The following is an 18859-nucleotide window of genomic DNA, read 5'->3' as shown; positions in this document are numbered from 1 at the left end:
TATGGTAATATAGTGCTGAGATAGTTGAAAGGAGAAATATACGTATGAAAACTTTAGGATACATATTAATGGAGAATGGTGAAAAAATCGAATTAGAATTTTTCCCAGAAGAAGCACCAAAAACAGTTGAAAACTTTAAAAAATTAGCTGACCAAGGATTTTATAATGGTGTTACATTCCACCGCGTTATTCCTGGTTTCGTAAGTCAAGGCGGAGATCCAACAGGAACAGGTGCAGGCGGTCCTGGTTACTCTATTCCATGTGAAACTGATGGGAATCCTCATAGACATGTAGTTGGATCACTTTCTATGGCACATGCTGGCCGTAATACAGGTGGTAGCCAATTCTTTATCGTTCATGAACCACAACCACATTTAGATGGTGTGCATACTGTATTTGGTAAAGCGACAAGCGGTATTGAAACAGTATTAAACATGCGTCAAGGCGATGTAATGAAAGAAGTTAAAGTTTGGGAAGAGTAAGTGAAAGAGAGAGCAATTTAGCTCTCTTTTTTTGTACTTATTCTTGCTATGATCAGTTTAAGATAATTCTTTTACAATCAATATGAAAAGGGAAGAGCAGTTTTTTATGCTATAAAGAGGAATTGATGATAGTTGTACAGTAAATGATAATGTAGAGAATAAAGTTATTATACGAAGAACTAGTTTTTGTAAACACACATAGGATATAGTAAAATTTTTTATAGGTGTTATCATTGAATTATATTCAATTTTTATCCTTTGTTTAATTTGGCGTGGGGCAGGAAAAGGGTTTGAACATTTCTATGCATGGATGAATGCTCTCCTCATGCATAAAAGGGAAAAGTTTTATGTCGATTTTTAAATTTATTCTGCTATTTGTGGGAGTGAAAAAACACTGATTAAAGTTTCGTTTTACATGTAGTTGACTTTCCTAAACTCTCTTTGTATGATTATCAAGTTGTTTTGGTAGCTCTTCTCACTATAGTGAAAATATTGTAGAATGGATATGATGTAGAAATAGTGGTAGAGGGGATACATGGTTTGTAACTTTTGTAAGAAGGGATAAGGTTTATGTTAATTCGTTTTAAAAAAAGTTATGAAAAGATTGCGATGGGACTTCTTTCTTTTATGCCGACTGAAAAAAATGTGAAAACTTTACAATTAACAATGAAAGAGTATGATAAAAACGATAGTTGGCAACTGTATTTGTGGAAACAAAATGATGATTTTGTTGGGATAGTTGGAATTATCAATGAAGAAAATGTAATAGAGATTCAACATCTTAGTGTGAATCCATCTCATCGTCACATGGGGATTGGTACGAAGATGGTACAAGAATTAAAAAATAAGTTTCAAGGTGTTACGGTTTGTGGCAATGAACAAACTACTAGTTTTTGCGAAAAGTGTAAGGAATTTGAACAAAATATACATTCATAAAAGCAGAGATAAGAACAATGTCATCTCTGCTTTCTCTTTTTTAGTTGTTCGTTTCGTTCGGCAATTACATCATTTCTGTTACGTAATTTATGTTTATGGACAATGTACTCAGTAGGTAGCGAATGAGCATTTTTCCAGGGAAGCATTTTTTCTGTACACAATTGCAAACATGTATTTTCCAAAGAAGAGTCTGAAAAGGGTAAAAATATAGGTGTAAAAGGTTCTTTCTTTTGAATAGATTGTAATTGTTTTTGCAAAATAGTTAAAAGTGTTGGGTGATTAAGACCTAATTCATGCACTTGTTTACTTTCTTCTTTTAAAATAGCAATGGCGCTTTTCATCATTCGTATGGAACCATTCCAATTCGAGCGTCTGTGATGGTATAAAGAAACTGCTATTTGAATAAAACCAACCCAGTAGTTGTCACGTTCTCCTCGTGGTTTTAATTTCCAATATTCTTCTAGTACTTCGTGACATTCAAAGTAATCATAATCTCCATGAAAATGAATTAAAAACTGTATGTATGCAGTAGGATACATTTTTTTCTCTCCTATCTAAACGGTCTTACGTACAGTGTATCATGAAGTGAAACTATAATGTGAGTAGGGGAGAGTTCTAAAGCCTTTATTTTTTAGGGCTGTGAGATAAAATGAACCTTTAATTAGTGGGAGTCTTACTGCCCGCAAATAGTGGAATAAATAATAAACGACTAGAGAATCTCTAGCCGTTTATTATATTCTACATTAGCAGAAGCAAGCCGCGCCCACAATAATTAATAAGATAAAGAGCACAACAAGTAAAGCGAAACCGCCGTTAAAACCACAATCAACATGGCCCATAGTTTTTAACCTCCTACATTGAACTTACTACACTTTTATCATATGAAGGGGTGGGCATTGTTGCATGGGCAGATGTCTATTTTTAAGTAAATTTCTTAAAAAGGTTGGATAGAACATAAGTATGCTCTATACTTATGTTGTTATAGAAAAAATGTGGTGGGATGCTTTGTGCAATATAATTTTAAAGTAGAGGCTTTTGAAGGGCCTTTAGATCTATTGTTACATTTAATTCATCGTTATGAAATTGATATATATAATATTCCTGTAGCGGAAATTACAGAGCAATATTTATCTTATATTCATACGATGAAAGACTTGCAACTGGATGTTGCAAGTGAGTATTTGGTAATGGCTGCAACGCTATTGCAAATTAAAAGTAAAATGCTGTTACCGAAACAAGAGGAAGATGTACCTGATAATGGTGAAGACTTTATAGATGATCCCCGTCAAGAGTTGATGGAGCGGTTAATTGAATATAAAAAATATAAACAAGTTGCTACTGAATTAAAAGAGAGAGAACAAGAAAGAGCGCAACTTTATACACGTCCACCAATCGATTTTGCACCGTTTCAGCAAGAAGAGGAGACAAGCTTACCTCTAGATGTCACACTGTATGATATGTTAGCAGCATTTCAAAAACTTATGCGTCGAAAAAAATCAAAGCGTCCAGTAACAACGCGAATTGCTCGTCAAGAAATACCGATTGAACAACGTATGAGTGATATTTTACAGCAATTAGAAACAGCGGAAGGACGTCAAAGTTTTTATGATTTATTTGTTGATGAAGAGCGTGAAGTAATGGTAGTAACGTTTTTAGCCGTGCTCGAACTTATGAAAAATCAACAAATTATTATTGAGCAAGAACACAATTTTGATGAAATCTTTTTGATTCGTTCTAAAGCTTAGTAAAACTCTAATTTCAAGAGTGTGAGGGAAGTTAACAGTAAGTCATGATTAGTGGAGATAATTCTCGCTAATCATAGTTTTACATGATCTTGTTTGGAACAATAGAAGGAATGTTGGACCGAGCGCAATATACTGTGATTCGGTCTTTGTCATGGATATTTTTGCACGGAAAGATATGAGAAAGGAGATTGTATGTTGGATAGAAAAGAACAGATGGCAATAATTGAGGGGCTTTTATTCGTTGCGGGTGATGAAGGGATTTATCCGGAACAAATTGCAAAAGTACTTGAAATTGAAGTGAAAGATGTAATTCAGCTTATCGAAGAAATGCAAATGGAATGCCAAGGGATGCAGCGAGGATTGCAAATTGTGCAATTTGCAAAAGTGTATCGCCTTGCTACAAAAAAAGAACATGCATCTTATTATCAAAAATTAATGGATACGCCAACAACAGCATCTCTTTCCCAGGCTGCTCTTGAAACATTGGCGATTGTTGCCTATCGTCAGCCAATTACAAGAACTGAAATGGAAGAGATTCGAGGTGTGAAAACGGACAGGGCATTGCAAACATTGGTATCGCACTTACTAATAAAAGAAACAGGCCGAGCAGAAGGTCCAGGGCGCCCTATTTTATATGGTACGACGAAAGAGTTCTTAGATACGTTTGGACTTCAAACATTAGAGGATTTACCAACCCTTTCTGAAGAAAGTGAACAAATGAATGAAGCAGACTTATTCTTTGGTTCTTTGCAAGAACTGTCAAAAGCGTAGCTTAGCATATTGCTAAGCTTTTTTTGTATATGAAATACGCCTCGTGCCATACTAAATGAAAAAAGGAGACGAATTATGAAAAGTGTACGGATTATTCTATTGCTAGTTTCTGTTTTATTATGTTTTTCATTAAACAGCACATCTGCCAAAAGATATATGACGTCTGTTCATACTGCGCCCTCTTTTTCCATACAACGACCGCATTTAGGGAGAATGAAAGTAAGTTTTTTTAAGGTAGGACAAGGTGATGCCACACTTATTATTTTACCTAATGGTCAAACAATGTTAATTGATGGAGGTCCTTATGAGGCTGGAGAGGTAATCATTCAAAAATTGGTTGAAAAGGGAATTAACCATTTAGATGTTGTTGTAGGAACTCATCCAGATATGGATCATATAGGCGGACTTATACCAATTATAGAACAAATGCCAGTGTCACTTGTATTAGATAGTGGCAAAACCTATAGTTCTTTTACATATCATACGTATAGGAACAATATTAAAAAGAGAGGGATTCCGTTTGTTCGTGTAAAACAAGGACAGTACATCCCATTAGATCCTCAAGTTTCTATACAAGTTTTAAATAATGGAAAATCGAAGGATGAAAATAATGAATCATCAATTGTTTTAAAAGTTCGATATGGTAAAGCTGATTTTTTGCTAATGGGAGATGCGGATGTACAAACTGAAAGGGAAATAATAAAGCAGTATGATGTACATGCAGATGTTTTAAAGGTAGGTCATCATGGTTCGTATACGTCAACTAGTGAAGAGCTTTTAGAAAAGGCAAATCCTCAATTTGCTATTCTTTCTTATGATAAAAAAAATCCATATGGGCATCCACATCAAAGTGTAGTAAAAAGGTTAAAGAGGCATGGTGTGATGACATATACAACAGATAAGCGAACGGTAGAAGTTGAAACAGATGGAGAGCATATTGTAATGTGGTCTAATTTGCTACTTCCGTTATTAAAGTAAACTAGTATGATTTATTGATACTCAAAATCTAAGTAAAATAAGGAATCGATACCAAATTTTGTGAAAGTCTACTGTCTTCTTTTGGAAAAAATGCATAATATATATTATAATTAGGGAAGAAAAGTGAATTTCCTTTTTGATCATAAAAGAGGAAATTTATTTTTAATGTATAGACAACTACTCGTGTATATATTAAGATGGAATTAGGCAAATAGGTAATAATGACAAGTAGGTATTTTATGGGAAAGGATCGATGAAAATGAAAACGCAAGTTGTCATCAATGCCAAAATTTATACAGGTCACGAAGTAATGGAAAGTGGATTTATTCGTTACGCAGAAAAAATTGAAGAAATTGGTTTGATGGCTCAATATGTGTCACAAGAAAATGAAACTGTTTTTGATGCAGAAGGAAAAATTGTGATTCCAGGTATGATCGATGTTCATATTCATGGTGGATACGATATTGATGCGATGGATGCAAATAGCGATGGATTAGTAACTCTTGGTAAAGAAATGTTAAAAGAAGGAGTTACAACTTACTTCCCAACAACAATGACACAAGCTCCAGAAGCGATTGAAGCGGCTTTAAGTGCTGCAAAAGAAGCAAAAGAAAAAGGAGCACATTTTGAATATATTCATTTAGAAGGACCATATGTTTCAAAAAAACGTGCGGGAGCACAGCCACTTGAGCATATCGTCCCTGCGGATATTGAACAATTTAAACAATGGCAAGAAGCAAGCGGTAATTTAATTAAATTAGTAACGTATGCACCAGAAGAAGAGGATGCGGTAGAGTTTGAACAGTATCTTGCTGAAACTGGTGTTGTTGGTACAATGGGACATACAGATGCAATTGATGCACAATTAAAAAATAGAAATATTACACATGCTACACACTTATACAATCAAATGCGTGGTTTACATCACCGTGAACCAGGTGTTGTCGGTCATGTGTTATTAAACTCAAATGTAATGGTTGAAGTGATTACAGATGGGATTCACATTCATCCAGACATGGTGAAATTAGCATATAAATTAAAAGGACCTAAAAAAGTAAGTGTCATTACAGACGCGATGCGTGCAAAAGGTTTAGAAGACGGATTATATGAACTTGGTGGACAACCTGTACATGTAAAAGATGGCAGTGCTCGTTTAGAAGATGGAACATTGGCAGGTAGTATTTTAAAAATGGACCAAGCATTCCGAAATGTAATTGAATTTACAGGATGTTCCATTGAGGATGCTGTACTTATGACATCAGTTAACCAAGCAGAAGAGTTTGGCTTAACGAATAAAGGTGCATTAGCAGCAGGAAAAGATGCTGACTTTGTTGTCATGACTGAAGATTTACATGTATATGATACCGTTCGATTAGGAATTCATATGAAGGAAGGGAAGTAAGTAGATGAATATTCTTGTTGTAAAAACTCCAGAAGAATTAGCGGAAGCAGGTTATAAATTAATTGAAGAAGTTGTAAAATCAAAAGAAAATCCAACATTAGGAATGGCTACAGGAAGCTCTCCACTTGGTATTTATGCAGAAATGAGAAAAAATAAACTTGATACAAGCCGTGTAACCACTGTAAACTTAGATGAGTACGTAAATTTACCACACGAAGATAAAAACAGCTACCATTATTTTATGCAGGAACAGTTGTTTAATCATCTTCCATTTAAAGAAACTTATGTACCAAATGGGATGGCAAGTGATTTAGAAGAAGAGTGCAAGCGTTATGAAGGCATTCTAGCAGCTAACCCAGTTGACCTACAGATTCTTGGAATCGGTGAAAACGGTCACATCGGATTTAACGAGCCAGGAACAGCTTTTGATTCTCCAACTAACATTGTAGAATTAACAGAGTCTACACGCCAAGCAAACCTTCGTTTCTTCGAAAAAGAAGAAGATGTGCCAACTCATGCAATTACAATGGGAATTGGTAGCATAATGAAAGCGAAGCAAATTTTACTTGTTGCTATGGGACCGAAAAAAGCAGAAGCAATCAAAGAACTGCTTCAAGGTGAGTATAGCGAAGCGTGTCCTGCTACAGTATTGCAACGTCATCCGAATGTAACCATAATTGCTGATCCAGAAGCTCTATCTTTATGCAGTGAGGCGATTGCTGATGAACATCGACAAGTATTCACCATTTCCGATCTATTATCAGATTCAAGAGTGGGTGAAACAGCTAATTGAGGACGGTGAATGGACGCCGGGAGATAAAATTCCATCTGAGAATGAACTTTGTGATAAGTTCGAAGTAAGTCGCATGACAATCAGACAGGCAATTAATAACTTAGTGGAACAAGGATATTTATATCGAAAACGTGGAATTGGAACGTTTGTTCAACTTCCAAAAGTGGAGCAGAAACTGCAAGGGATGACGGGATTTACAGAGGATATGCTTTCCCGTGGTTTGAAACCAAGTAGTCAGTTATTGAGCTTCCATCTAGTTCCAGCTACTGCTAAAATAGCAGACCGGCTTAAAATTCAAGAGGGAGAATCGGTATATGAAGTAAGGCGTATTCGCCTAGCTGATGATGAACCGATTGCCTTTGAGACAACATATTTGTCACCAACTCTTGTAAAAGATATTAACGAAGAAATTCTGCAACAATCTTTATACGAACATTTAGAGAAAAAGTTAGGCTTTAAACTTGTTCGTGCTACCCAAGCAATTGAAGCTTCAATTGCAACAGATGATGAAGCAGAGCATTTGCATATACCTAAAAAAGCACCTGTGCTTGTAATGCGACAATGGTCATATGCAGAAGGCGAATTACCGTTAGAATATGTAAAATGTATTTATCGTGGTGATCGTTATAAGTTTATTACGAGTATTTCACGAAATAAGTAATATACTTCATTTTTTGAAACATAGTAAACATTCGATTGATTGGATATGTAAAGAAATAAAAATACGACTCATCCTTATATGGAGTGAGTCGTATTTTTATTTTGCTTTGAATTGTAGGCTAGAACGCGTTCCACAGCATCTTTTACAGAGTCTACGACATAATGAGAATGCTCTTTTACAGCGTCATCTGCTTGCGCCATGGCAAAGCTATGAGGAGTTAGTGAGAACATTGGAATATCGTTATAAGAGTCACCAATACAAGCAATTTCTTCAGGATTTATTTGGAACTCTTGTAATAGAACAGAAATAGCAGAGCCTTTACTAATATTGGGTGGCATAACATCTAGGCACTGTTCAGCAGAAATAAAAGTGCTGACCTTCCCATGAAATTTTTCATCAATTTTCTTCTGAAGAGCTTGTAAGTCCTCTTTCATGCCACCAACAGAAATTTTATTTGGAAAGATTGTATCATCAATTTTTTGTAATAAATTTGGTTCTTCCACAGAAGTCATTGTGACTTGTTTTTCAAGTTCATGGATAAAGGGCGTTTTTTCTTCGATGTAATAATTATGTTCATCACTTACATAACGGAAATAAGGTTCTTCTTTTGTCATTGCTAACAAATCTGGTAAAATGCTTGAATCAAATGTGGCAGACAATAACTGTTTATTCTCATGAGTATATACAAATACACCATTTACGCTAATGCGGTGAAAATCAGTGCCAATTTCTTTCATTAAACCAGCGATTTCATTATCAAGCCTACCAGAGGCAAAACAAAGTATCACATTTTGTTCTGCAAGGTTACGAAGGGCAATAATGTCTTGTTCATCAATAATTCCTCCATGTTGCATCATTGTACCATCAATATCGCTAACAAACATTTTAATCATGCTGTGCTCTCCTTTCTATGTACATGTGCTCTTACATTATACGCATCTTGTGCAAACATGTCTAAAAAATGAATTTTTCTAAAATGGTAGATGTTTTGCATTGACGAAAAAGAAGAAAGTTCTGTAACATAAAAGCAGGCTATTTAAGTACGAGGGTGGTGTTATATGAATAATTATCTAGAAATTAAAAAAGTTTTAAATAATAATGTCATCATTGCGAGCCATCCGGAACATGAGGAAGTAGTAGTGATTGGCAAGGGAATAGGGTTTGGAAAAAAAACAAAAGATGTATTAGAAGCGGAACAAATTGAAAAAATGTTTGTTTTAAAGAATGAACGGGACCGTGAACAATATAAGCTTTTAGTGCCACATGTGAGCGAAAAGTTAATTGAACTGATGAACGATATTATGTTGTACATTCAAGAGAAGGCGCAGTCACCATTAAATGAGCATATTCATATTGCCTTAACAGATCATATTTCTTTTGCAATTAAAAGACTGAAACAAGGATTTACAATAGATAATCCTTTTTTAGTTGAAACAAAAATGCTGTACCCAGAAGAATATAAAATTGCTGAGGGCGTTGTACAACTCTTGAATTCCCGTTTGCAAATTACATTACCAGAAGGGGAAATTGGTTTTATTGCACTTCATATCTATAGTTCACTCACAAATTCTGATTTATCTTCTGTTAATCAAAACTCCCGTCTTATTGTGCAGCTTGTTTCTTTAATTGAAACAAATCTACACCTTACATTAGATCCAGAAAGCATTCATTATTTACGTCTTATTCGTCATTTGCAATATGCAATTGAACGAGTGAAAAAGGGAGAAAAGGTGGAAGAATCACAAGGATTTGCTGATTTGTTAAAAGCAGAGTATCCAGTTTGTTATAATTTAGCTTGGAAGCTTGTGAAGGTGATGCAAAAAGAATTACAGCTTCCTGTATATGAAGCAGAAAGCATTTATTTAACGATGCACTTGCAAAGATTAGTAAAAGCAGAGCATGTGTAAAAGACATATATTTTTGTCTAAAATGAAAACGTTAAAAAAAATGATTGAATCGCTTACAATTGTTTTGTATAATAAGTCATGCAAAAGTTATACAAAATTCGACAAACAAATGAAAGCAAATACCGAAAACGTTTGCTTTAAAATAGTGAACTTATACGTAAACCTATTTTTGACACGTGTTACTGATTCGATCAGGCATGAGTGGAGAAAAGTCAGGAATGTAAGCTAGAGAAAGGGATATACTACCCTTTGTATAGCTATCGTTCTATCTTTTTTTCCTCATGCCTTTTTGGCGTTTGTCGAAAAGTACAATATAGATAAGAGAGGAAGGGTTTCCATGTTTAAGAAGATCTTTGGTGTTCTTCAAAAAGTCGGAAAAGCGCTTATGCTTCCAGTAGCGATTTTACCGGCAGCAGGTATTTTACTTGGATTTGGTAACGCATTTCAAAATGAAACGTTAACAAATTTCATTCCTGCTTTAAAAGCAGATTGGTTTGTAATGGTTGCAAAAATCATGGAACAATCTGGTGATATTATTTTCGCAAACCTGGCGTTATTATTTGCAGTTGGGGTAGCGATTGGACTTGCTGGTGGAGACGGAGTAGCTGGGTTAGCAGCTTTCGTTGGCTACTTAATTATGAACAAAACAATGAGTGTGTTCCTAGAAGTAGACAAGCTAGTAAAAGTAACGAGTGTTGGATCTGATCCAGTTAAAATTGGTTTTGCAGATCCAGCGTATGCAAACGTATTAGGAATTCCAACACTGCAAACTGGAGTGTTTGGTGGTATTATCGTCGGGATATTAGCGGCGTATTGCTATAATAAATATTTCAATATTGAATTGCCACCGTATTTAGGGTTCTTTGCAGGTAAGCGTTTCGTACCGATTGCAACAGCAGCATTCTCTTTACTATTAGGGATTTTAATGTGCTTTATCTGGCCAACAATTCAAGGTGGCTTAAATACATTCTCGCACCAAATGATTGATGCAAACAAAACATTAGCAGCATTTATTTTCGGCTTAATTGAACGTTCCTTAATTCCATTTGGACTACATCATATTTTCTATTCACCGTTCTGGTTCGAGTTCGGTCAATATACAAATGCGGCAGGCGAATTAATTCGCGGTGACCAAAAAATCTTTATGGCACAGCTAAAAGACGGTGTAGAATTAACAGCTGGTACATTTACAACAGGTAAGTATCCGTTCATGATGTTCGGTCTTCCAGCAGCAGCGTTAGCAATGTATCATGAAGCTCGTCCGGAAAACAAAAAATTAGCAGCAGGTATTTTAGGCTCCGCTGCGTTAACATCTTTCTTAACAGGTATTACAGAACCACTTGAATTTTCATTCTTATTCGTAGCACCAGTATTATTCGGAATACATGCTGTATTTGCTGGTTTATCGTTTATGACAATGCATATTTTAGGTGTTAAAATTGGTATGACATTCTCTGGTGGTTTAATTGACTTTATCTTATTCGGTGTACTTCAGAACCGTACACCATGGTGGTGGGTAATCGTTGTAGGTCTTGTACTTGCGGTAATTTACTACTTCGGATTCCGTTTTGCAATCCGTAAATGGGATTTAAAAACACCTGGTCGTGAAGTAACAACAGATGCTGATGGCGTAGGAAAAACAGAAGCAGGCGAACTTCCACGTGAAGTATTAGTGGCGCTTGGTGGTAAAGAGAATATTGCTTCTCTAGACGCTTGTATCACACGTTTACGTGTTCAAGTTAATGAACAAAAAAATGTAAACAAAGATCGTTTAAAAGAACTTGGAGCAGCTGGTGTACTTGAAGTTGGAAATAACATTCAAGCTATTTTCGGACCGAAATCAGACACATTGAAATCACAAATTCATGATATTATGTCAGGTCGCACGCCTCATGTTGAAAAAGAAGAGCCTGTAAAAGTAGAAGAAACTCCTCAAAAAGTGGATGAAAACGAGACAATCGTATCACCAATTGAAGGGAAAATTTTACCGATTACAGAAGTACCTGATCAAGTATTCTCAGGGAAAATGATGGGAGATGGATTTGCAATCGAACCAACAGAAGGAACAGTAGTTTCTCCAGTTAACGGTGAAATTGTGAATGTATTCCCTACAAAACACGCAATTGGTATTCAATCTGAAGGTGGAAAAGAAATTTTAATTCACTTCGGTATTGATACTGTAAAATTAAATGGTGAAGGTTTTGAAGCGCTTGTAGCACAAGGTGATCAAGTGAAACAAGGACAACCTTTATTAAAAGTAGACCTAACATTTGTAAAAGAAAATGCACCATCTATTATCACACCAATTATTTTTACAAATTTAGGCCAAGGACAACAAGTTGAATTGAAAAAAGAAGGTAATGTCAAGAAAGGCGAAGCATCTATTATTGACATTCAGTAAGAAATTGACGCAAAATGTTTATAATTATAATGGGCGATGTGGTTGACCGAACATCGCCTATTATATACAATAGATGATGTAGTACTAACGTCTATACAACCAAAAAATACTGTATTTAAAGGAGATAGATTATTATGGAAAAAATCTTTAAAGTAACTAGCGACTCAGGAATTCATGCTCGTCCAGCAACTTTACTTGTTAACACTGCAAGCAAATTCGGTGCTGATATTAACTTAGAATATAACGGTAAAAACGTTAACTTAAAATCAATCATGGGTGTTATGTCTTTAGGTATTCAACAAGGCGCAGAAATTAAAATCACTGCAAATGGTGATGATGCAGCTCAAGCACTAGCAGCTATCGAAGAAACTATGAAAAACGAAGGATTAGGAGAATAATGACTCTTAACATTCAAGGGATCGCTGCATCAAGTGGGATTGCTATTGCGAAGGCTTTCAGACTTGAAAATCCTGAATTCAACATTGAAAAGAAAACGATTACGGATGAAGCTGCAGAAATTGCACGCTTAGACGCTGCGCTTGAAAAAGCAAAATTTGAATTAGAAGCAATTAAAGACCATGCTTTTGCTGAACTTGGTGCTGATAAAGCTGCTATCTTTGAAGCACATTTACTAGTACTAAATGATCCAGAACTAGTAAATCCAGTAAAAGATAAAGTAAATAGTGAAAAAGTAAATGCTGAATTTGCAATGGATGAAGTTGCAACGATGTTCATTACTATGTTTGAAAACATGGATAATGAATATATGAAAGAACGTGCAGCGGATATTCGCGACGTAACAAAACGCGTTCTTGCACATTTACTAGGAATTAACTTCTCAAATCCAGGTACAATTGCTGAAGAAGTCATCATCATTGCTGAAGATTTAACACCATCTGATACAGCTCAGTTAAACCGTAAGTATGCAAAAGGTTTCACAACTGATATCGGTGGACGTACATCTCACTCTGCAATTATGGCTCGTTCTATGGAAATTCCAGCTGTTGTTGGTACGAAAGTTGTTATGGAGAAAATCCAAAACGGCGATATCGTAATTATCGACGGTCTAGATGGAGAAGTAATTGTAAACCCTTCTGAAGAAACGCTTCGTACTTTCGAAGAAAAGAAAGCAAAATTCGAAGAGCAAAAAGCAGAATGGGCGAAATTAAAAGATCAAGCTACTGTAACAAGCGACGGACACCATGTTGAGCTTGTTGCTAACATCGGAACACCAAATGATGTACAAGGTATCATCGACAATGGTGGAGAAGGCGTTGGATTATACCGTACAGAATTCTTATACATGGGCCGTGACAATCTTCCAACAGAAGAAGAGCAGTTCGAAGCGTATAAAGCAGTTCTTGAAGGTGTAAAAGAAGGTCAACCAGTTGTTGTTCGTACACTTGACATTGGTGGAGATAAAGAACTTCTATACTTACATTTACCAAAAGAAATGAACCCATTCTTAGGTTACCGTGCAATTCGCTTATGCCTTGAAGAACAAGATGTGTTCCGTACGCAACTTCGTGCATTACTTCGTGCAAGTGTATATGGTAATTTAAAAATTATGTTCCCAATGATTGCAACTCTTGATGAATTCCGTCAAGCAAAAGCGATTTTATTAGAAGAGAAAGAAAGACTTGTTGGGGCTGGTACAACTGTTTCTGACGATATTGAAGTAGGTATGATGGTTGAAATCCCTGCTTCTGCAGTATTAGCAGATCAGTTTGCTAAAGAAGTTGATTTCTTCTCTATCGGAACAAATGATCTAATCCAATATACAATGGCTGCTGACCGTATGAATGAACGTGTATCTTACCTATATCAACCGTATAACCCATCTATTTTACGTCTTGTAAAAATGGTTATCGATGCTGCTCATAAAGAAGGAAAATGGGCTGGTATGTGTGGTGAGATGGCAGGAGATTCGCTTGCAATCCCATTACTACTTGGATTAGGTTTAGATGAATTTAGCATGAGTGCAACATCTATCCTTCCTGCAAGAACACAACTAAGTAAGTTGTCAAAAGCACAAATGGAAGAGTTAGCACAAAAAGCATTAACAATGTCAACTGCTGAAGAAGTTGTTGAATTAGTTAAAAGTATTTAATAGTAAAAAGAAAACCTGAGACCGATTTGAAATCGGTCTCAGGTTTTTTGTACAAGGCTAATCTTCTAACAAATTGCAATTGCGATTATATCCTCTGGGCAAACACGTAATAATCCTTTAAAATCGTCTTTGTGTTTGTTATCACATGGCTCATGGTGATTATCGTTTCTGCAGTTATTCTTGGAGAAGAGAGCCACCCCACAAGAAAACCCTTCAAATACTACATCACGGAACGTACCACAATCTTTAACTTTTAGAAGAGAAATTTTTGTTCCAATTGAAATGTTAATAAGGACATTGCATAGTGATTTTTTGTGAAAATCATCATCTCTGCGATCATCTCTTTTACACCCATCGTCAAAGTTACAACCTCTGAAGTCATCACGACATCCAAAAGATCCAAACATAATTCTTCACCCCCTTCACACTTATAATGTATGTAAGTTCCATATGTGGTGATTGGACATAGCGTGGAATTTTTGTTGGGATATTTACTTATTTTAAATGACTAGATGGGTGTTTGTTATTTAATGGTATTTGGATAAGGACAAATGACAGGGGAAGATAGATTGCAAATTTTATTCGTGTTTTTTCTTTATTCAAGCATCGGAATTTTATGGGGAGTTATCCTGTGTTTCTCATCTTTGAATCAACAAGAATCTTTAGGAGAGGTTCGACTATTCACGAATAACCGGATACATAGAAAAAGACACCTTCATTTATAACGAGGTATCCTTTACACTTTTTTACTTTTATATAAAACGATTGCATATACGGGAAGAGCCAACAGTAATGGTACGATAGATTGTGAGATATGTAGTCCTTCTTCTAGCTGTAGTGCTTTTTCTTTTGGAAATTGTAACATTGTAATATTTGTGGCATCTCCAATAAAGTATAGAAGCAGTACAGTTACGGTATAGCTTAAAAATGCAATAAAGCTTCCATATGAATTCAATGAAAATCCCTCTCTTGTTATCTATTTGTTACTATTGTATCACAATTGTAACAAAAAAGCACCCCTTATATTTCAGTATGTAACAAAGTTCGACAAAATATTTCGGTTCAAAGGGGGAGAGAGGGGTGAATCGTTATTTGTATATGTTGAAATATTACAAAGAAATGACATAAAAACCGAAGGAATCTCCTTCGGTTTTTATGTCATTGTGGGACTGTTTATTTTACCCACTCAGTCACTTGTTCGACATTCATACGTGGTGCTGGATGTCCTTTTAAAGTCGATTCCCCAATTGTAATTAGCATGATTGGTACATAGCGAGAAGAAACATTAAATTCATCCATTAGTGCTTGTGGATTAAAGCCGCCGATCGCACAAGTATCCCAGCCAGTTGCTTTTGCTGCAAGCATAAGCTGCATTGCTGCTAGTGATGCATTAGAGAAGGCTGCATCTCGTGGATATTGTTCACGCTTATATGCAGATTCAATATTTTGTGCCAAACGTTCTTTGGCCTCTTCTTTCATAAATCCTTGCTCTACAATTGGTCCATATACAGGATCAATGTTTTTATTCGCTTCTAGGTCACCTAAAATAGCGACTACTGCAGAGGCGTCAAGAATTTGTTGTTGATTATAAGCGATTGGATGTAAACGGCTTTGTACATCTTTACCTTGGAAAACAAGAAACTTCCAATGTTGTAAGTTCCAAGCTGACGGTGCTTGGCCCGCTGCTTTCAAAATTTCTTGTAATTCTTCTTTTGAAATTTCCCTTTCAGGATTGAATGCACGATTAGATGTTCGTTCATATAAAACAGTAAAAAAATCTTGCTGTGCCATAATATACCTCCAAGTTGTATGTCGATTTACAAAAAATACTATATGTAATTTTTACTTACGTTTTGTAAGTTATCACTGTAAAAGAGTATAATACCTTTATTTTAATTGTCAAGTTGTTGAGAATAGAATAAATAAAAAGAGGACATTCGTACAATCGCTATCATTCATGAAATCATACAATAAAAAGATGATTCACAGATTAAGAAAGAAATATGTAAAGTGAAGCTCCTGTCAGTGGGAGGGTTCTTCGTTCCTGCTGATACTCAGCCCTCATCAATCGGGTTCTTTTGATAGCGGTCCCTTATAGAAAAGGATAGTGAAGAATTCAGTAGAACAGGATATATGAAGTGAGTGAAGACCAGTGGTGAACATACTACATTTTTTATTAGAGAATACGGTTTTTCAAAATGTATTACAAGATCTCCATGTAAATGTACTTTATATAGAAGAAGGTTGTAATCACCAGTATACGATTGACAATATACATCCCAAATGTATGTTTATAGCAAATAGTTTTGAAGAAGGAGAACTATTATATGAAAAAGTGCGACCACAAATTGTAATCATTTATGTGTCGAATGGTGCACAAGTAGAGCATATAAAACACATATATAATTCAATGAGTTCTTTTATAGTTATTTGGGATCAGCCGGTGACGTCAAAATTTGTAGATCTACTTACAATAGGGGTACGAAATATTGTGATGGCTCCTGTTACACCGCAGGTTGTGCTAGAAGAGGTAAACAAAAGCCTTTATCAATTATCACTATTGCAGCAATTAACTATTCAACAAGAGCTTCTTCAAATGATGTTTGATTTTCAAAATGATTTATTATTTATTGTAGAAGATGATGAAATCGTCGACTGTAATACGAACTTTTTGAGTTTTTTTGGATATGAAAATTTATTTTCATATCATGAGAATCATATGGTATTTGCGGAACATTTTATTCAAGAGCATGGATATTACACAACAAATCACGATATAACTTGGCTCGATGATTCTTTAGAACAATCCAGAAAAATAAAAATGTATAATTATGAAGGTGAAGAGTTCATTTTTTTATTACGTGCCGTATCTGTACCAGAAGATTTGTCTAGGTTTATTGTTAAGTGTACCGATATTACGGAATTAGATGAATTATATCAAGAGCAAGAACAGCTTGCTGCAATTGATTCTTTAACAGAAATATACAACCGTTTGAAGTTTCAACAAGTATTAGAAGAAAACTGGAAAAATGAAAAACGAATGAATCAAACAATGGCGGTTATTCTTTTTGATATAGACGATTTTAAAAAAGTGAATGACACATATGGGCATGATTTTGGTGATTTAGCATTAATTCAGTTAGCTGAACTTATGAAATCTAAAATAGCATCCCAGCATATTTTTGCACGGTGGGGTGGAGAGAAATTTAGTATATTAGTAATAAATACAACGGAAAAAGAGGCTTTCCAAGTTGCTGAATCTTTACGTTTTTTTATTGAAACGAAACAGTTCTCTAGTATTTCAAAATTAACTGCAAGTTTTGGTATTGCTTTGTATGAGCAAGGAATTACAAAAGAGGAGTTAATACAGCGAGCAGATATTGCTTTATATGAAGCGAAAAAAAATGGAAAAAACCAAGTACGTTTATATAGAGAAGAAAAAATGTGAATTTTTCGCAACAAAGTGTTGCGATTTTTTTCTGTTGTTTGATAATAGAGATAGGAGACCATTTATGATGAAGTAACTGCGGAGGTTTTTAAATGCTAAAAAGATTGATTATGATGGTCTTGTGTTGCTTTTTAGTATGCGGAATTGTGTACTATTTTTGGGATACGCTGGAGAAGTCAGAGGCGCCAATATCAAAGGTAATCCCTTCTACTAAATCTGAATTACAGGATAATTTGGAAGAAAAAAAGCAACCACCAATTGATTATGCTAGTATTGCACAAAAGTTAGACCAATATTTAATAGACAAAGACTTTAATGGAACAGTTCTTGTCGAGGATAAAGGTCATGTATTACTCAATAAAGGTTATGGATATGCGGATGTGCAAAATAAAATTAAAAATACATCGCAAACAAAGTATCGCATCGGTTCAATTACTAAGACTGTTGTGGCAACATCCATTTTACAGTTGCAAGAGCAGGGGAAAGTAAATATTCAGGACAATGTAAATAAATATATCCCTTCATTCCCCGCAGAAAAAAATATTACATTATACCACCTTCTCACACACACTTCTGGCTTACCAGGGAAGGGAAAGGGAAAAGTGAATGCTACATCCCGTTTGGCGTTAGTTACTTGGATTGGAAACCAGCAAGTAGCTTTTCCACCTGGTACTGGTTGGGAATACACTGACTATAATTATATGGTGCTTGCTTATATTATAGAAAATATATCTAAGAAGCCTTTAGAAGAATACGTAAAGGAAAATATATTTGCGCGAGCGGGCATGCATGAGTCAGGTATGGGGAATATGGCGCTAGGAGAGAGATATTTCACGAAAGGGTACAAAAAGGAAAATAATATACTTGTACCAGCTCCAAAATTAGCAATGAACTGGCTATATGGCTGCGGTGAGATGTATACTACAGTTGGGGATATGAAGAAATTAGATGAAGCAATTATAAATGGAAAACTTCTTTCACTGCAAAGTATACAAGCAATGTTTATGCCTTCAGCAGAAAAAAAGTATGCATTTAGTTTTTATATTTATCCTGATTATTTTCATAATCATGGTGTAGTAGCTGGTTGGAATACATTTAATAATTTTAATAAAGATAAGGGAACGTTTGTTATCTTATTTTCAAATGTACAAAATAGTATAAATGATGATTTCAATAAGGAATTTCGAAAAATGGTAAGTGACTTATTAGAACAAAGGGGATGAGT

Annotated in this window: 20 protein-coding genes; 14 read left to right on the top strand and 6 right to left on the bottom strand. The window is 35.3% G+C overall.

What is annotated here, in order from left to right; translation table 11 throughout:
- Window positions 1–44 precede the first annotated feature (44 nt).
- Together LOK41_RS20145 and LOK41_RS20140 are read left to right on the top strand one after the other, a co-directional pair.
- A complete protein-coding gene (locus LOK41_RS20145; RefSeq protein ID WP_174099166.1) occupies window positions 45–482 on the top strand; it encodes a peptidylprolyl isomerase in 438 nt (145 codons plus the stop codon).
- Between the two features lie 570 nt (window positions 483–1052).
- The gene (locus tag LOK41_RS20140; RefSeq protein WP_241818019.1) at window positions 1053–1418 is read left to right on the top strand and encodes a GNAT family N-acetyltransferase; all 366 of its coding nucleotides are present in this window, start codon (window positions 1053–1055) and stop codon (window positions 1416–1418) included.
- A gap of 20 nt (window positions 1419–1438) precedes the next feature.
- On the opposite strand, the gene LOK41_RS20135 is transcribed toward LOK41_RS20140, so the two are convergent.
- Window positions 1439–1957 carry a DUF309 domain-containing protein gene (locus LOK41_RS20135; protein WP_241818018.1) on the bottom strand — a complete coding sequence of 173 codons (519 nt, stop codon included), beginning with the start codon at window positions 1955–1957 and terminating at the stop codon, window positions 1439–1441.
- Between the two features lie 204 nt (window positions 1958–2161).
- Window positions 2162–2257, bottom strand: coding sequence for a YjcZ family sporulation protein (locus LOK41_RS20130; RefSeq protein WP_000510192.1), 96 nt, complete (start codon window positions 2255–2257; stop codon window positions 2162–2164).
- A gap of 168 nt (window positions 2258–2425) precedes the next feature.
- Here LOK41_RS20130 and LOK41_RS20125 point away from each other — a divergent pair, with 168 nt between their 5' ends.
- The 6 genes from LOK41_RS20125 (at window position 2426) to phnF (ending at window position 7768) form a co-directional block, all read left to right on the top strand.
- Window positions 2426–3163: a segregation/condensation protein A gene (locus LOK41_RS20125; protein ID WP_241818017.1), complete on the top strand. Its 738-nt coding sequence runs from the start codon at window positions 2426–2428 to the stop codon at window positions 3161–3163.
- A 195-nt stretch (window positions 3164–3358) separates the two neighbouring features.
- The gene (gene scpB, locus LOK41_RS20120) at window positions 3359–3934 is read left to right on the top strand and encodes an SMC-Scp complex subunit ScpB (RefSeq protein WP_241818016.1); all 576 of its coding nucleotides are present in this window, start codon (window positions 3359–3361) and stop codon (window positions 3932–3934) included.
- A gap of 75 nt (window positions 3935–4009) precedes the next feature.
- Window positions 4010–4912 (top strand): ComEC/Rec2 family competence protein, encoded by a 903-nt coding sequence (locus tag LOK41_RS20115; protein ID WP_241818015.1) that lies wholly within the window; start codon window positions 4010–4012, stop codon window positions 4910–4912.
- Window positions 4913–5171: 259 nt separating this feature from the next.
- On the top strand, window positions 5172–6314 hold the full coding sequence (nagA, locus tag LOK41_RS20110) for an N-acetylglucosamine-6-phosphate deacetylase (RefSeq protein ID WP_241818048.1): 1143 nt from the start codon (window positions 5172–5174) through the stop codon (window positions 6312–6314).
- Between the two features lie 4 nt (window positions 6315–6318).
- The gene (gene nagB, locus LOK41_RS20105; protein ID WP_241818014.1) at window positions 6319–7107 is read left to right on the top strand and encodes a glucosamine-6-phosphate deaminase; all 789 of its coding nucleotides are present in this window, start codon (window positions 6319–6321) and stop codon (window positions 7105–7107) included.
- The gene (phnF, locus tag LOK41_RS20100; RefSeq protein WP_277818712.1) at window positions 7037–7768 is read left to right on the top strand and encodes a phosphonate metabolism transcriptional regulator PhnF; all 732 of its coding nucleotides are present in this window, start codon (window positions 7037–7039) and stop codon (window positions 7766–7768) included. The genes nagB and phnF overlap by 71 nt, the downstream gene beginning before the upstream one ends.
- Window positions 7769–7842: 74 nt before the next feature.
- Here phnF and LOK41_RS20095 read toward each other — a convergent pair whose 3' ends face one another.
- Entirely contained in the window at window positions 7843–8661 is an 819-nt protein-coding gene (locus LOK41_RS20095; RefSeq protein ID WP_241818012.1) for an HAD family hydrolase, read from the bottom strand.
- A gap of 165 nt (window positions 8662–8826) precedes the next feature.
- On the opposite strand from LOK41_RS20095, the gene glcT reads away from it, so the two are divergent.
- The 4 genes from glcT (at window position 8827) to ptsP (ending at window position 14186) form a co-directional block, all read left to right on the top strand.
- A complete protein-coding gene (glcT, locus tag LOK41_RS20090; protein WP_241818011.1) occupies window positions 8827–9675 on the top strand; it encodes a glucose PTS transporter transcription antiterminator GlcT in 849 nt (282 codons plus the stop codon).
- A gap of 337 nt (window positions 9676–10012) precedes the next feature.
- On the top strand, window positions 10013–12076 hold the full coding sequence (gene ptsG / locus LOK41_RS20085; RefSeq protein WP_241818010.1) for a PTS glucose transporter subunit IIABC: 2064 nt from the start codon (window positions 10013–10015) through the stop codon (window positions 12074–12076).
- Between the two features lie 134 nt (window positions 12077–12210).
- Complete coding sequence (ptsH, locus tag LOK41_RS20080; RefSeq protein ID WP_000411078.1) at window positions 12211–12474, top strand: phosphocarrier protein HPr; 264 nt, start codon at window positions 12211–12213, stop codon at window positions 12472–12474.
- A complete protein-coding gene (ptsP, locus tag LOK41_RS20075) occupies window positions 12474–14186 on the top strand; it encodes a phosphoenolpyruvate--protein phosphotransferase (protein ID WP_241818009.1) in 1713 nt (570 codons plus the stop codon). The genes ptsH and ptsP overlap by 1 nt, the downstream gene beginning before the upstream one ends.
- 65 nt (window positions 14187–14251) lie before the next feature.
- On the opposite strand, the gene LOK41_RS20070 is transcribed toward ptsP, so the two are convergent.
- From LOK41_RS20070 to LOK41_RS20060, 3 genes are all read right to left on the bottom strand, one after another.
- Window positions 14252–14593, bottom strand: coding sequence for a DUF3915 family protein (locus LOK41_RS20070; RefSeq protein WP_174099178.1), 342 nt, complete (start codon window positions 14591–14593; stop codon window positions 14252–14254).
- Between the two features lie 329 nt (window positions 14594–14922).
- Window positions 14923–15141, bottom strand: coding sequence for a hypothetical protein (locus LOK41_RS20065; protein ID WP_241818008.1), 219 nt, complete (start codon window positions 15139–15141; stop codon window positions 14923–14925).
- A 218-nt stretch (window positions 15142–15359) separates the two neighbouring features.
- Complete coding sequence (locus LOK41_RS20060; protein WP_241818007.1) at window positions 15360–15977, bottom strand: nitroreductase family protein; 618 nt, start codon at window positions 15975–15977, stop codon at window positions 15360–15362.
- Window positions 15978–16341: 364 nt separating this feature from the next.
- Here LOK41_RS20060 and LOK41_RS20055 point away from each other — a divergent pair, with 364 nt between their 5' ends.
- Window positions 16342–17634 carry a GGDEF domain-containing protein gene (locus tag LOK41_RS20055; protein WP_174099314.1) on the top strand — a complete coding sequence of 431 codons (1293 nt, stop codon included), beginning with the start codon at window positions 16342–16344 and terminating at the stop codon, window positions 17632–17634.
- Between the two features lie 92 nt (window positions 17635–17726).
- The gene (locus LOK41_RS20050; protein WP_241818006.1) at window positions 17727–18857 is read left to right on the top strand and encodes a serine hydrolase domain-containing protein; all 1131 of its coding nucleotides are present in this window, start codon (window positions 17727–17729) and stop codon (window positions 18855–18857) included.
- Window positions 18858–18859 lie beyond the last annotated feature (2 nt).

This window comes from Bacillus sp. TL12, assembly GCF_022625245.1.
GTDB lineage: Bacteria > Bacillota > Bacilli > Bacillales > Bacillaceae_G > Bacillus_A.
The sequence above is the reverse complement of the archived record's forward strand: the minus strand, read 5'-3'. Positions and strand labels throughout refer to the sequence as shown.

Excerpts from the sequence above, each read along its gene's own strand:
- LOK41_RS20145 (WP_174099166.1), top strand. The coding sequence starts at position 45 with ATGAAAACTTTAGGATACATATTAATGGAGAATGGTGAAAAAATCGAA.
- LOK41_RS20140 (WP_241818019.1), top strand. The coding sequence starts at position 1,053 with ATGTTAATTCGTTTTAAAAAAAGTTATGAAAAGATTGCGATGGGACTT.
- LOK41_RS20135 (WP_241818018.1), bottom strand. The coding sequence starts at position 1,957 with ATGTATCCTACTGCATACATACAGTTTTTAATTCATTTTCATGGAGAT.
- LOK41_RS20130 (WP_000510192.1), bottom strand. The coding sequence starts at position 2,257 with ATGGGCCATGTTGATTGTGGTTTTAACGGCGGTTTCGCTTTACTTGTT.
- LOK41_RS20115 (WP_241818015.1), top strand. The coding sequence starts at position 4,010 with ATGAAAAGTGTACGGATTATTCTATTGCTAGTTTCTGTTTTATTATGT.
- nagA (WP_241818048.1), top strand. The coding sequence starts at position 5,172 with ATGAAAACGCAAGTTGTCATCAATGCCAAAATTTATACAGGTCACGAA.
- nagB (WP_241818014.1), top strand. The coding sequence starts at position 6,319 with ATGAATATTCTTGTTGTAAAAACTCCAGAAGAATTAGCGGAAGCAGGT.
- phnF (WP_277818712.1), top strand. The coding sequence starts at position 7,037 with ATGAACATCGACAAGTATTCACCATTTCCGATCTATTATCAGATTCAA.
- LOK41_RS20095 (WP_241818012.1), bottom strand. The coding sequence starts at position 8,661 with ATGATTAAAATGTTTGTTAGCGATATTGATGGTACAATGATGCAACAT.
- glcT (WP_241818011.1), top strand. The coding sequence starts at position 8,827 with ATGAATAATTATCTAGAAATTAAAAAAGTTTTAAATAATAATGTCATC.
- ptsG (WP_241818010.1), top strand. The coding sequence starts at position 10,013 with ATGTTTAAGAAGATCTTTGGTGTTCTTCAAAAAGTCGGAAAAGCGCTT.
- ptsH (WP_000411078.1), top strand. The coding sequence starts at position 12,211 with ATGGAAAAAATCTTTAAAGTAACTAGCGACTCAGGAATTCATGCTCGT.
- ptsP (WP_241818009.1), top strand. The coding sequence starts at position 12,474 with ATGACTCTTAACATTCAAGGGATCGCTGCATCAAGTGGGATTGCTATT.
- LOK41_RS20070 (WP_174099178.1), bottom strand. The coding sequence starts at position 14,593 with ATGTTTGGATCTTTTGGATGTCGTGATGACTTCAGAGGTTGTAACTTT.
- LOK41_RS20060 (WP_241818007.1), bottom strand. The coding sequence starts at position 15,977 with ATGGCACAGCAAGATTTTTTTACTGTTTTATATGAACGAACATCTAAT.
- LOK41_RS20050 (WP_241818006.1), top strand. The coding sequence starts at position 17,727 with ATGCTAAAAAGATTGATTATGATGGTCTTGTGTTGCTTTTTAGTATGC.